Origin of the sequence: Parasynechococcus marenigrum WH 8102, assembly GCF_000195975.1 — a bacterium.
Lineage (GTDB): Bacteria > Cyanobacteriota > Cyanobacteriia > PCC-6307 > Cyanobiaceae > Parasynechococcus > Parasynechococcus marisnigri.
On the sequence record NC_005070.1, the window covers coordinates 1,697,003 to 1,709,710 of the forward strand.

Here is a 12,708-nt window from a genome sequence, read left to right on the forward strand (position 1 = left end):
GATGGGATACCGAGCCTCTTCTCCTGAGCTCCTTGATCAGCCGATGATCCGTCCCCGCTGGCACGGGCTATCCCGATCCACCCGTTGGAGCTCCTGGCGCCGATGGGACCAGGCGATCGCACTGCTGGCCGCCACGAACCTGGCCTGGGTGATTTTCGATGTCTCCTACATCCCCCTGCGCAACTTCTGGCTGCAACGGAATCTCTACCCGCTGCCAACGCTGCCATTGGTGGTGCCGCTGCCCTGGCTGCCGGACATCACCCCGGTCTATGACCGGATCAAGGGCATCGAACCGCACCGGGACACCCAGAGGTATCTCGAGCAGTTCCAGGTGTTGGATCAGGCCCTGAGCAGCCCTGCTCAGTCGCCGGCGACGGTGAACCCACTGCTGGAGCGACAACGCCAGCTCACGCTGGGCATGTTGGAGGCCAATCCCTTCCTGAGTTCTGGCAACACCGGCGCGCTGGAAAAAATCAAGAACCGGCTGCGAGCCCATGCCGGCCTCGAATCCGCCCGACAATCGGCATCCTTGTTGTTCGACCCGGATCACATCAAGGGGGTCGAATGGAGTCAGGAACGAGCGTTCTGGCGCACGCAGATCCTGCCGCTGGTGGAGACCAATTACTGGCGAAGCCTTGACGACAGCGGCCAGCTCACGGATCTCAGCTGGAGAATCGACACTCCATTCCAGCTGCTGTTCCTTTTCGACATTCTGCTGCGAACCCTGCGGCTGAAACGGCGCTACCCCGCCATTCGCTGGCGGGATGCCCTGCTGCGTCGGTGGATTGATCTACCCCTGCTGATTCCTTTCTGGCGACTGCTGCGGATCGTTCCTGTAACCGAACGTTGTTCCGTCTCAGGACTGATCCAGCTGGAACCACTGAGGGCCGTTATCAGCCGAGGCGTTGTGGCGCTCCTCGCTCTGGAGCTGTTTGAGGTGATCACCATTCGCGTGGTGGATGCCCTGCAGCAGATCATCCGATCACCCCAGCTGCCGCAGCGAATTCGGGGTTTTTGCACGTACCAGACCACGGACCAGAACGACCAGCGTGAGCTGTTGGAGCTGTTGCGACTCTGGGTGCCTCTGCTGCTCACCCGGGTGGGGCCTTCACTACGGCCTCAACTGGTGGCCTTGCTGAGCCATGTGCTTCAACAAGGCATGACCAGCCGGATCAGACCCGACACACTGCAACGACTTCCAGGCCTGCTGAAAGCGGAATCTGAGCTCAGTCGGCAGCTGGCCAGTGGCGTGATTGATTCCATGCTGGATCTCTCCAGAACCACCGGAAGCCGTCTGGGTCAGCACGATCAAGCCCTTGATCAACTGGGGACCGATGCGCTGGATCGATTTTGGGAAGAGCTGGCCAGAGTTTTGGATGACGGGCCTGTGCTGGAACAAAGCCAGACGCTGCTGGCGTCGTTTCTGGAGGACATCAAGCGCTCAAGCTTCCGTCAGCTGCGTGATCAAGGGGGAGTGGATGACTTGATCAACGAACTGGATGGACTGAATTTCAGCCCTTCAACTGGGCCTGCCAAACCTCCTCTTTGAAGCCCACCAAGACCTGCCCGTCAGGTGCAACGACAAACGGTCGCTTGATCAAGCGACCATCCGCAACTAAGGCATCGAGTGCTTCGTCGTCGGTCATGGCCTTGACGACTGCAGCTCCCAGTGCCCTGTAGCTCTGTCCGCTGGTGTTGAACAGTGGGCGACGGTCACCAAATTGCTCCTTGGCCTTGGCCAGGGTCGGACGCGAGGGCGGGTCAACTGTGATGTCGATCACCGTGTGCTCCAGGCCAGACTCCTTTAACCAGGACAAAGCCCGTCGACAGGTGCTGCAGCGGCTGTAGCTGTAAACCTGAAGCATGTCTGCTGTGCTCAGCGGCCGAACAGCGACTTGATGGCACCGATCAGACTGTTAGAGCCACGGCCGACGCCCTCAGCAGGGCGGGTGCGAACCGTGACATCACCATTAACGGTGGTCCGGCAGCTGAGACGGAAATTGGCCGGGCGGTCAGCAAGATAAACCTCCTCAACGTCGCTGCGAGGGGAGAGGTTGGCCTGTCCTTCCACCACTTCCATCACACAGGTGCCGCACTGGCCGACACCACTGCAGTTGTTGAGGTTGTTGACACCGTTGTATGGATTGATGCCGGCGTCAAGGGCAGCCTTGCGGAGGTTCGCGCCTTCGATGCATCCAACCTGCTGGCCTTCCTGCTCAAATCGGATGGTGGGCACGGGTCGTACGGAGTCTCAAGTGCGCACCAACCTACAAGCATCTGGCCTGTGATCTGCAGTTGGGCGACGAATCAATTGGCGGCTTGGATGCACTGGTCAAGCAGTGCCGGAACAGAACCTGCATCTCTCCAGCCGCTGACCTCAATCGAACGCCCCTCAAAGCTTCGGCAAGTCCTGAAAAACTCAGCCACTTCCTCCAGTTGAGCTGGGGCGATTTGGCGGATGCTGTGGATCTCCCGCTGTCCAGGGTCAGCATCCGGGACGCACAGCAATTTGGCATCGTCGACGTTGTTGTCCTTGAGCTCAAGCAAACCAATCGGTCGCGCACGGATCAGACAACCCGCGTACGTCGGCTCGGCCATGATCACCATCGCGTCCAAGGGAGATCCGTCGGCAGCGAGGGTGTTGGGAACGAATCCGTAATCGAAGGGGTAACGGATCGAGGAATGAAGGACGCGGTCCAGCACCATCAACCCTGTCGAGTGGGAGAAGCGATATTTATTGCGGCTTCCAGCGGGGATCTCCACCAGAAGATTGACCAGGCCTGAGGACGGTGAGGGGGACAGGCGGCTGAGATCCATCGCGATCGAGTGCTGTCGGCATCAGCCGGGTTGGCAGCGAGCCCCGGTCTGAGATCACCGAGAGCATCGGAGCTGTGATGCTGAGCAAGGCGATCGACAGACCTGCCATGACAAGGGATGGTGAACCCGGACTGAACGGTTCCTCTTGCTCCTCGTGGGCGGGTGGTTCGCTGTGAAAGGGTTGGTCTTGGTCTGAAGCCATGCTCTGGAACACGCTGAAGCGTGTTCGCGTCTATTCACAAAGTTCTAACCAATTCTGTCACTGATCCCGGCCTCACGCAGCGGGCCTGTCCTGACGGTCACGAAGCTCCGTGAAATCAGACGCCTGCTGATCAAGCCCCTCAAGGTGGGAACGGATTCCCCTCAGCTCCTCGAGGATGGAGCCGAGCATCTGCTGAGTAGCCGTAGACGGTGAGTTGAGAACCTCCACCGTGACTTCTTTAATACGGAGGACGTCCTTGGCAAACCGGGCCACCTCATTGGGGTGGAATAGGAGGGGATCTTTCTGATCACTGCGGTATTCGGGGTTCAACTTCCGTGGGTTGAACGGCGGGTTGAGATTGCGAGGATCGGTGTTGGTGTAGCGGTACACCGAAGCTCTCGAACGATTCAGCGATTTCTGAACGTCGTCAATGCCAACCAGGGCCTCGGCATCGGTCGAAGCAACCGCCTGATCAAGGGCAATTTCAACCGATGATTGAATGTGGGAATTCACTGATTCAACCGATCGAGGAAACATGAGACGGCCCTTGGACACCCTGGACTGAGCGGACGGTAGCAGTCGAGACTCAGGTCGTACAGCGGTTTTCCGGGGGGCGAGACAGTTGTGTGATCGGCATACTTCTGGATCGGTGATAGCTTCTCGAATTATCTGAAAGTTCGGCCATGCGCGTCTCCCGCCTGATGCTGGTGACATTGCGCGATGTGCCAGCTGAAGCCGAAATCACATCCCACCAGCTGCTGTTGCGTGGAGGGTTCATTCGCCGAGTCGGCTCTGGGATCTACGCCTATCTGCCGATGATGTGGAAGGTCTTGCAGCGCATCACCACGATCATCCGCGAGGAAATGAATCGTGCTGGTGCTCTTGAAACTCTGTTACCCCAGTTGCACCCCTCAGAGCTCTGGCAACGCAGTGGCCGTTGGCAGGGGTACACGGCCGGCGAAGGGATCATGTTTCACCTGGAGGACCGCCAGGGGCGCGAACTGGGTCTGGGACCGACCCATGAGGAGGTGATCACCAGCCTGGCGGGCGAGCTGCTGCGCTCCTACCGGCAACTTCCCGTGAACCTTTATCAGGTGCAGACGAAGTTCAGGGATGAGATCCGCCCCAGGTTCGGCCTGATGCGGGGGCGTGAATTCATCATGAAAGATGCCTACTCCTTTCACGCCGACGAAGCCGATCTGCAGGCGACCTACGCCGTGATGGATCAGGCCTACCGACGCATCTTCGAGCGCTGCGGACTCGAGGCAGTGCCTGTGGATGCCGACAGCGGCGCCATCGGTGGTGCCGCCTCCCAGGAATTCATGGTCACGGCGGAAGCTGGCGAAGACCTGATCTTGATCAGCGATGACGGTGCCTACGCCGCCAACCAGGAGAAAGCCGTGTCGATCCCCGACGCGGTCGCTTCCCTACCCCCTGCAGCACTCACCCTCCTCAAGACCCCGGGACAGACCACGATTGAAGGGCTCTGCACAGCCCAGGCCTGGCAGCCCGGGCAGCTGGTGAAGGTGCTGCTGCTGTTGGCACAGCTTGAGGATGGCCAACAACAACCCGTATTGGTGTCCCTGCGGGGGGACCAGGACCTGAATGAGGTGAAGCTGGTGAATGCGGTGAGTCGCCGCAGCGAGCAGGGCGTTCTCGACTGCCGACCGATCAGCCCAGACGATCTTCAGCGACAAGGGATCAACACCATTCCCTTCGGATTCATCGGCCCGGATCTTGCCGATAAGGTGCTGGCTGACGCCTCCAGCTGGACGACCTCATTTCTTCGCCTGGCCGACACCACTGCAACGGAGCTGGAGCAGTTCCACTGCGGCGCCAATGCTGAAGACCAGCACCGCAGCCACTGCAGCTGGGGTGACCTGGGTGGGGCTCCACAGGGTGAAGACCTACGCAAGGCCCGTGCAGGGGAGCGCTGCGTGCACAACCCGGACGCCCGACTGCAGGAGAAGCGGGGCATTGAGGTGGGCCATATCTTCCAACTTGGGCGTAAGTATTCCCAGGCTCTCGACTGCTGCTTCACCAACGAGAACGGCCGTGATGAACCGTTCTGGATGGGTTGCTACGGCATCGGCGTCTCACGCCTGGCCCAGGCAGCGGTGGAGCAGCACCACGACGATGGCGGCATCCGCTGGCCCGCCGCCATCGCTCCCTATGAAGTCATCGTGGTGATCGCAAACAATCATGATGACGCCCAAACCGATCTCGGAGACACGGTGTACGCAACGCTCCTTGAGGCGGGCATCGATGTGCTGCTGGATGACCGCAAGGAACGGGCTGGGGTGAAATTCAAAGATGCCGATCTGATCGGCATTCCCTGGAGGCTGGTCATCGGCCGCGACGCCGCCGAAGGCACCGTTGAACTGGTTCAACGGTCCAATCGCGAGATGCGCAAACTGCCCCACGGCGAAGCGATCGGCGAACTGCTGAAGGCCCTGCGCCCTTAAAGTCCCGCTCAATCTTTCCAGTTCCATGATCTCCGCCCTGGCCCGACTGATCCAGCAACTGTCCAGGGCAGCGGTCGCCCTGGTTCTCGGACTCTGCTTGCTGCTGACCGCCTGCAGCGGCGATGCTGAGGCCCGTCTCACGGGTGATTACGTCGAGGACACGATTGCCGTGGCTCACAACCTGCGTGAGGTGATCGATCTGCCCCAGGACGCCGCCAACCGTGGTGAGGCGGAATCCGAAGCCCGGGCCTTGATCAACGACTACATGTCCCGCTACCGGCCTCAACCCCGGGTGAACGGTCTCAGCTCCTTCACCACAATGCAGACGGCGTTGAACTCCCTTGCCGGTCATTACGCCTCCTACGCCAACCGTCCTCTGCCGGAAGCCCTGCACGACCGCATCGCCAAGGAACTCGGCAAAGCTGAGAAGTCCGCTGTCCGAGGCAGCTGAAGCAACGGTTTGATGAGAGGTCTTTGACAGACCACCACGGGGTCCGACATAGTCGCGGATTGTGCAGATTCGCGGCTTCGGGCCGCAGTGTCATTGGCCAACGTTGTCGTCATCGGAGCTCAGTGGGGTGACGAAGGAAAAGGAAAGATCACCGATCTCCTCAGCCGCTCCGCCGATGTGGTCGTTCGCTACCAGGGTGGTGTGAATGCAGGCCACACGATCGTCGTGGACGACCGTGTGCTGAAGCTGCATCTGATCCCTTCCGGAATCCTTTATCCGGAAACGATCTGCCTGATCGGGTCCGGCACGGTCGTAGATCCCAAGGTGATGCTCGGTGAGCTGGACATGCTCATCGCCAACGACATCGATATCTCTGGCCTGCAGTTGGCCTCCACGGCCCACGTGACCATGCCGTACCACCGCCTGCTGGATCTGGCGATGGAGAAGCAGCGCGGCGACCGGCGGATCGGCACCACCGGCCGCGGCATCGGACCCACCTACGCCGATAAATCCCAGCGCAGCGGCATCCGTGTGATCGACTTGCTGGATGAAGCACGGCTGAGGGAACGTCTTGAGGGACCCCTTCAGGAAAAAAACCAACTGCTGGAGACGATCTACGGCGTCGAGCCCCTCGATGCGGAGACCGTGATCAAGGAGTACCTGGGCTACGGCAAGCGCCTGGCCCCCCACGTGGTGGAGTGCACCCAGGCCATCCACCAGGCGGCAAGAGCCCGCAAGAACATCCTGTTCGAAGGCGCCCAGGGCACCCTGCTGGATCTCGATCACGGCACCTATCCCTACGTCACCTCCTCCAATCCGGTGTCCGGTGGGGCCTGCATCGGTGCCGGCGTGGGACCGACGTTGATCGACCGGGTGATCGGCGTGGCCAAGGCTTACACCACCCGTGTCGGCGAAGGCCCCTTCCCGACGGAGCTCAGTGGCCGACTGAACGACCAGCTCACCGAGCGTGGCGGCGAATTCGGCACCACCACCGGCCGTCGGCGTCGCTGCGGTTGGTTCGACGGGGTGATCGGCCGTTATGCGGTTCAGGTGAACGGCCTCGACTGCCTCGCGGTGACCAAGCTCGATGTGCTGGATGAGCTGGATGCCATCCAGGTGTGCGTGGCCTACGAACTGGATGGGGAACGCATCGAACATTTCCCCAGCAGCGCCGAGGACTTCGCCCGCTGCAACCCGCTTTTCGAGACCCTTCCCGGCTGGCAGTGCTCCACCGAGGACTGCCGCAAGCTCGAGGATCTGCCGGACGCTGCCATGGCCTACCTGCGCTTCCTCGCTGATCTGATGGAGGTGCCGATCGCGATTGTCTCCCTGGGTGCCAGCCGGGATCAGACCATCGTTGTGGAAGATCCGATCCACGGCCCCAAACGGGCTCTGCTCAGCGCCTGATCCGCTGGAGGCCATACTGCGGGCCCCTGTGACCCCGCCATGACGCGCTTCCCCAGCACCTGCAGCCTTGATGTGGTGGGCATCGGCAACGCAATCGTGGACGTTCTGGTTCAGACCGATGACGCCTTTCTGGCGCAACACGGACTCCAGAAGGGCGGGATGGCGCTGATCGATGAACAGCAGGCGGAGACCCTGTACACCGCCAGTGGGCCAGGTCTGGAAACCTCCGGAGGTTCCGTGGCCAACACCATGGTGGGAATTGCCCAGCTGGGGGGACGGGCCGGCTTCATCGGACGGGTGCGAGATGACCAGCTCGGTGGCATCTTCAGCCACGACATCCGCGCCGTCGGTGCCCGCTTCGACACACCTGCTGCCACAACGGGAGCCACCACAGCCCGCTGCCTGATCTACGTCACCCCGGATGCGGAACGCACGATGTGCACGTTCCTTGGCGCCTCCACCCAGCTGGAGCCAGAAGACCTGGACCTCTCGATGGTGCGTGACACCAAGGTGCTGTACCTCGAGGGCTACCTCTGGGACAGTCCGGCGGCCAAGCGGGCCTTTATTGCCGCGGCGGACGTTTGCCGTGAGGCCGGCGGTCAAGTCGCCCTTTCACTGTCCGACGGCTTCTGCGTGGACCGGCACCGCGAGAGCTTTCTCGAACTTGTGAACGGTCATGTGGATGTGCTGTTCGCCAACGAGGTGGAGATCAAATCCCTCTACGAAACCGACGACTTCGACACCGCTCTGAAGAAGGTAGGCGGCTGCTGCTCGGTGATCGCCGTCACCCGTGGTGGGGAGGGATCCGTGGTGCTCAGCGGTGATCAACGCTGGGACATTGGCATTTTCGGCCTGGGCGAGCTGGTCGACACCACCGGGGCCGGAGACCTCTACGCCGGCGGTTTTCTGCACGGCTACACCCAGGGAGAATCCCTGGGACGCTGTGGTCAACTGGGGGCCCTCTGTGCCGGGCAGATCGTCACCCAGCTGGGGGCTCGTCCCCAGGTGTCCCTGCGGGAGCTGGCCGCAGCTCATCTGAACTGAGCTGCGCCAAGGCCCAGGCGCCATAGGCGCCTGAGGCCTCCACCGGCCAGGTCAACCATTCCGGGGTGTCGTAGCTGTGCAGCTCCATCACGGCCTCCCGCAGCCTGCCCAGCTGATCAGCGCTGGTTTTGAGCAGCAACTGCACTTCTGTGTCCCGCTGCAGCTCACCCTTCCAGCGGTACAGCGACTGGAGCGGCTGCAACGACACACAGGCCACCAAGCGGCGCTCCAGCAGAGCCTCCGCGAGGGCCTGAGCCCTGGCCTGATCCGCCTCAGTGGTCAGCACCACTACCAGGCGAGGGGAGTCAGTCATCAGCGCCACGACGGGGAGCCTCCTGTAGCCGCTTCATCAGGCTGGCTTCACTCTCCACAGTCTCGACGCCTGTTGGGGACGCCGGACGACGCAACATCAGCAGCCGCATGTCCAGATTGGCGGACAGCTGACGCCAGAGGCGCTCCGTCACACCACCCGACTGCCGGCAGATCACATCCGTGATCCCCCAGCGGCGACACAGGGCCCGTTCGATCGCACCAGCACGGCCCCCCTGCAGCGGCCGGACCACCGCCAGATGATCCGGGAGCAAACCGGCGGCCAGTGCGGCCTTGAGACCATCAGCGGAGGGAAGACAACGGGCAAAGACCTCGGCGCCGGCGGCGACGGCATCACTGTGCACAGCGGGAAGATGCCGCCCCCCCAAGGCCAGCAGCAGACGTCGACCGCCGAGATCGAACCCCCGCAGGTCACCGAACCGATCCAACAGCTGCACTGCCCCGCCCTGCTCCAGCGGCCGTTGCAGGCGGAGCAGAGGCTGGCCGCACCTGGCACAGGTCCGGGCCAGATCTGCGCTGATGCGAACCGCAAAGGGATGGGTCGCGTCAATCACCCAGCGAAAGCCAGCACCGTTTTTCAAAACAGCCTCGATGGCTTTCTCTCCCTGGAGTGAGCCGACAGCCATCCAATCGAGGTCGAGCCCGGCATAGGGGCGGGCGGCGGAGGGGGTCACCACACTCACCTCGACCCGCCAGCCAATCCGCAACAAAGCCGCCGCTAATGGTGGCCCTTCACCGGTCCCCGACAGCAACCAGATCCGCCCCTGGCCAATCCCCCGACCTTGCATCAGGATGGCCCACGAAGACGGTGAGAACCATGAACCACTGTGTGCTGGAAGTGGAGGTGATCGACGCACCGACGGTTCGTTACACCCAGGACAACCAGACGCCGATCGCCGAGATGTCGGTTCGGTTTGATCCGCTTCGGGAAGGCGATCAGCCCGGTGAACTCAAGGTGGTGGGTTGGGGCAATCTGGCCCAGGAACTGCAGAGCCGCGTGCAGGTCGGTCAGCGCTTGATGCTGGAAGGGCGTCTGCGGATGAACACCGTGCCCCGCCAGGACGGGATGAAGGAAAAGCGGGCGGAATTCACCCTGGCGCGCATGCATCCCATCAGCCCAGGCTCCGCTCCCCAACCGTCTCAGCCGACAGCGGCCCCCACCGCAGCAGCTGCGCCACCAGCGAAGGCCGAACCCGAGGCCGCCAGTTGGAATGCCGCCCCCCTGGTGCCGGATACGGACGAGATTCCCTTCTGAGCTCACTGCGCTCCGGACTCCTCCTCCAGCTCAACAACCCGGGAGATCATCTGGCCGAGTTCCCGTTCCAGGGCAGCCAGATCAAGCCGCAGGTCAGGCCAGCGTCCTCCATCGATCTGCTGCAACAGCCAGGCGCGATCAGCGTCCAGTTGCTGCACCAGAACCTTGAGATCGTCGGGGGAAGAACCGGTCACGGTCACCAAAGCCTTCATCCCTCCATCCTGAAGGCCGGGAAGTCACAATGGCGTCCTTACTTCGGCGTCGATGAAAGATCTGTTGTCTCCCGGCAGCCTTGTCACCGTCGCCGGTGGCGTTCTCACCGTGGTGGGTGGTGTGGCATATGCCACTGGAAGTGCCAATCTCAGCCTTCCAACCATCTTTTACGGGATCCCGATTCTGTTGGGGGGGCTAGCACTGAAGTCATCAGAACTCCCACCCGCCAGACGGGTCACACCCAAGGCCCAGCTCAAGGCAGAACGCGAGCAAGCCGCTCCGGAGCTGGGCAAACTGCTGGGGGATGTGACTCGGTGGCGCTACGGACAGAAGGCCCATCTGGAGTCCTCCCTTGAAGCCCTCAAGCTCTGGGATGAGGACAACCCACCAACTCTCACCGAGATTGAAGAGTTGTCGTCCGCTGCTGGCTATGGCCTGCGGCTCCGGTTTGAGGGCAACGCCGTACCGATGGATCGCTGGGAAGACAAACTCGATCGCCTCGGTCGGTTTTTCGCCAAAGGGATGAAGGCGGAACTGACTGCTGTTGATCAAACCTGCTTCGATTTGAAACTGCTGCCTGATGCCTGAGCCGATTCAATCCGGTGACGATGCCCTGAGGGTGTCGGTACTCAGTGAAGCGCTGCCGTACATCCAGAGATTCTCTGGGCGCCGCATCGTGATCAAGTACGGCGGTGCCGCCATGGCCCATGCCGAGCTGCGCGAGGCGGTGTTCCGTGATCTCGCCCTGCTGGCTTGTGTTGGGGTGCAGCCGGTGGTGGTTCATGGCGGAGGGCCGGAAATCAACCAATGGCTCAAACGCTTAGAGATCCCTGCCGAATTCCGCGACGGCCTGCGGGTCACCGATGCCGACACGATGGATGTGGTGGAGATGGTGCTGGTCGGGCGGGTCAACAAGCAGATCGTCAACGGACTCAATCAACTCGGAACGCGGGCCGTTGGTCTGAGTGGCAGCGACGGCAGCCTGGTGGAGGCACGCCCCTGGGGCGACGGCAGCCATGGACTGGTTGGAGATGTTGCCCGGGTCAACCCGGATGTGCTGGAGCCGCTGCTGGAACGTGGTTATGTGCCAGTGATCTCCAGCGTTGCCGCCACCCCGGGTGACGGCCGCGCCCACAACATCAACGCTGACACCGTGGCCGGCGAGCTGGCGGCAGCCCTCGAGGCCGAGAAGTTGATCCTGCTGACCGATACCCCCGGAATTCTCAGGGATCGGGACAATCCCAACTCGCTGATTCGCAAACTGCGTCTCTCAGAGGCGCGTCAACTCATCGATGATGGTGTTGTGGCCGGTGGGATGACCCCTAAGACCGAATGCTGCATCCGGGCCCTGGCGCAAGGCGTTTCAGCGGCTCACATCGTTGATGGACGGGTGCCCCATGCTCTGCTGCTGGAAGTGTTCACCGATGCTGGCATCGGCACCATGGTGGTGGGACGCGGCTGAAGCGTGAACGAGCAAACGGCTCCGCTGGACCTCACAATCGCTGAAACCGCGTTGGAACGCGGCGACTACGGACAGTGCCTTGAACAGCTGACCCCGTTGGCGGAAGCCCGGCCTTTGCCGGATCCCGAGGGGGCCAGGGTCCGGCTATTGATGGTCACGGCCTTGATGGGTCAGGGGCGTGACCAGGAGGCCCTCACGATCTGTCAACTGCTGAGCCGTTCCGGTGAAACGCAGCTGCGCCAGCAGGCTCGCCAGTTGCTGACGATCCTCGAAGCCCCCGCGTTGGACCGTCCAGAACGGTGGTCCATGCGACTTCCACCATTGTCAATTCAAGCCAGTGGCGATGCCGCACCGGTGTCGTCCCGACGTCGCCGCACGCGCAAACCGCCACCACCGCCGCCACCGCCCACAGGTCCCACCAGGCCTCCGGCGCTGGGATTTGCCGTCCTGGTCGCCGCCGTGCTGCTGGCCCTAACGGTGGCCCTGAGCGGCTGCGTTCGCATGCAAGCCGATCTCAGCAGCCCGGCACCGGATCGTCTGCAGCTCGCCTGGGAGATCCAAAGCAGCACCGACCAACTCCTGCCCTGGCAGCAACGGTTTGACCGGACGCTCCAGACGCTTCGGCCTGATGTGACCGTGGAGCATCCCCGTCCGGGAGCTCAGCGGATCACCACCGCCGCCATGCCCTCCGCAGCCTTCCGGTCAACCCTCACCCAGGTGTTTCAGCTGTTGAGCGCCAGTGCCGGGATCGACCTACCTGAACCCAGGATCAGACTCGTGGAGCGCAACTGGCTGGTGGGGGTGCAGCAGCGCTTAATCCTGCAACTGGATCTCGATCGACTGCCGGACTTACCCGGGGTTGATCTGGCCCTCGGACTGAACCAGGGGCAGGTGAACCAAACCCTTCGTAGCAATGAAGACATCAACCTGGAAGCCAGCAGCTGGCGCTGGAGTCCTCTGGGTCTGGGCAGCCTTGTGGTGGCGGTTCTGCTGTTGCTGAGTCTGCTGCTGCAGGGGGTTCGACGTCGTCTCGGATTCGGCTTCCCGGAACTCCCCTCCTGA

17 protein-coding genes are annotated in these 12,708 nt (G+C 62.1%); 9 read left to right on the forward strand and 8 right to left on the reverse strand.

Translation table 11 applies throughout. The features are described from left to right. Window positions 1-43: 43 nt before the first annotated feature. Window positions 44-1,549 (forward strand): hypothetical protein, encoded by a 1,506-nt coding sequence (locus tag TX72_RS08900; protein ID WP_011128626.1) that lies wholly within the window; start codon window positions 44-46, stop codon window positions 1,547-1,549. Here TX72_RS08900 and TX72_RS08905 read toward each other — a convergent pair. From TX72_RS08905 to TX72_RS08920, 5 genes are all read right to left on the reverse strand, one after another. Continuing rightward, window positions 1,512-1,865 (reverse strand): arsenate reductase family protein, encoded by a 354-nt coding sequence (locus TX72_RS08905; protein ID WP_011128627.1) that lies wholly within the window; start codon window positions 1,863-1,865, stop codon window positions 1,512-1,514. The genes TX72_RS08900 and TX72_RS08905 overlap by 38 nt on opposite strands. Window positions 1,866-1,876: 11 nt before the next feature. Further along, window positions 1,877-2,236 (reverse strand): 2Fe-2S iron-sulfur cluster-binding protein, encoded by a 360-nt coding sequence (locus TX72_RS08910; protein ID WP_011128628.1) that lies wholly within the window; start codon window positions 2,234-2,236, stop codon window positions 1,877-1,879. Between the two features lie 71 nt (window positions 2,237-2,307). Further along, window positions 2,308-2,817: an inorganic diphosphatase gene (locus tag TX72_RS08915; RefSeq protein WP_011128629.1), complete on the reverse strand. Its 510-nt coding sequence runs from the start codon at window positions 2,815-2,817 to the stop codon at window positions 2,308-2,310. Next, window positions 2,735-3,019, reverse strand: coding sequence for a hypothetical protein (locus TX72_RS14255; RefSeq protein ID WP_158305751.1), 285 nt, complete (start codon window positions 3,017-3,019; stop codon window positions 2,735-2,737). Before TX72_RS14255 ends, TX72_RS08915 begins: the two co-directional genes overlap by 83 nt. 72 nt (window positions 3,020-3,091) lie before the next feature. Then, window positions 3,092-3,556 (reverse strand): DUF8631 domain-containing protein, encoded by a 465-nt coding sequence (locus TX72_RS08920; RefSeq protein ID WP_011128630.1) that lies wholly within the window; start codon window positions 3,554-3,556, stop codon window positions 3,092-3,094. Window positions 3,557-3,702: 146 nt separating this feature from the next. Between TX72_RS08920 and TX72_RS08925 the strand changes: the two genes are divergently transcribed. The 4 genes from TX72_RS08925 to TX72_RS08940 all read left to right on the forward strand — a co-directional run bounded on the left by TX72_RS08925 (window position 3,703) and on the right by TX72_RS08940 (window position 8,386). Beyond that, a complete protein-coding gene (locus TX72_RS08925) occupies window positions 3,703-5,484 on the forward strand; it encodes a proline--tRNA ligase (RefSeq protein WP_011128631.1) in 1,782 nt (593 codons plus the stop codon). 25 nt (window positions 5,485-5,509) lie between these two features. Continuing rightward, window positions 5,510-5,935, forward strand: a complete 426-nt coding sequence (gene psb27 / locus TX72_RS08930; protein ID WP_011128632.1) for a photosystem II protein Psb27 — start codon at window positions 5,510-5,512, stop codon at window positions 5,933-5,935. Window positions 5,936-6,022: 87 nt separating this feature from the next. Next, window positions 6,023-7,342 (forward strand): adenylosuccinate synthase, encoded by a 1,320-nt coding sequence (locus tag TX72_RS08935; RefSeq protein WP_173358504.1) that lies wholly within the window; start codon window positions 6,023-6,025, stop codon window positions 7,340-7,342. Window positions 7,343-7,381: 39 nt separating this feature from the next. Continuing rightward, window positions 7,382-8,386, forward strand: coding sequence for an adenosine kinase (locus TX72_RS08940; protein WP_011128634.1), 1,005 nt, complete (start codon window positions 7,382-7,384; stop codon window positions 8,384-8,386). On the opposite strand, the gene cutA is transcribed toward TX72_RS08940, so the two are convergent. Continuing rightward, window positions 8,322-8,699 carry a divalent-cation tolerance protein CutA gene (gene cutA, locus TX72_RS08945; protein WP_011128635.1) on the reverse strand — a complete coding sequence of 126 codons (378 nt, stop codon included), beginning with the start codon at window positions 8,697-8,699 and terminating at the stop codon, window positions 8,322-8,324. The two genes, TX72_RS08940 and cutA, sit on opposite strands and share 65 nt — an antisense overlap. After that, the gene (locus tag TX72_RS08950) at window positions 8,692-9,504 is read right to left on the reverse strand and encodes a precorrin-6A/cobalt-precorrin-6A reductase (protein WP_011128636.1); all 813 of its coding nucleotides are present in this window, start codon (window positions 9,502-9,504) and stop codon (window positions 8,692-8,694) included. The genes cutA and TX72_RS08950 overlap by 8 nt, the downstream gene beginning before the upstream one ends. A 29-nt stretch (window positions 9,505-9,533) precedes the next feature. Between TX72_RS08950 and TX72_RS08955 the strand changes: the two genes are divergently transcribed. Next, on the forward strand, window positions 9,534-9,971 hold the full coding sequence (locus tag TX72_RS08955) for a single-stranded DNA-binding protein (protein ID WP_011128637.1): 438 nt from the start codon (window positions 9,534-9,536) through the stop codon (window positions 9,969-9,971). 2 nt (window positions 9,972-9,973) lie between these two features. Here the strand turns inward: TX72_RS08955 and TX72_RS08960 are convergent, their stop codons facing one another. Beyond that, window positions 9,974-10,183 (reverse strand): DUF8666 family protein, encoded by a 210-nt coding sequence (locus TX72_RS08960; protein WP_011128638.1) that lies wholly within the window; start codon window positions 10,181-10,183, stop codon window positions 9,974-9,976. Window positions 10,184-10,235: 52 nt separating this feature from the next. On the opposite strand from TX72_RS08960, the gene TX72_RS08965 reads away from it, so the two are divergent. From TX72_RS08965 to TX72_RS08975, 3 genes are read left to right on the forward strand one after another with little or no spacing between them, the layout of a single operon-like run. Next, window positions 10,236-10,772: a DUF2854 domain-containing protein gene (locus TX72_RS08965; RefSeq protein ID WP_011128639.1), complete on the forward strand. Its 537-nt coding sequence runs from the start codon at window positions 10,236-10,238 to the stop codon at window positions 10,770-10,772. After that, entirely contained in the window at window positions 10,765-11,646 is an 882-nt protein-coding gene (gene argB, locus TX72_RS08970; RefSeq protein WP_011128640.1) for an acetylglutamate kinase, read from the forward strand. The genes TX72_RS08965 and argB overlap by 8 nt, the downstream gene beginning before the upstream one ends. A gap of 3 nt (window positions 11,647-11,649) precedes the next feature. Further along, window positions 11,650-12,708 carry a DUF3153 domain-containing protein gene (locus TX72_RS08975; protein WP_011128641.1) on the forward strand — a complete coding sequence of 353 codons (1,059 nt, stop codon included), beginning with the start codon at window positions 11,650-11,652 and terminating at the stop codon, window positions 12,706-12,708.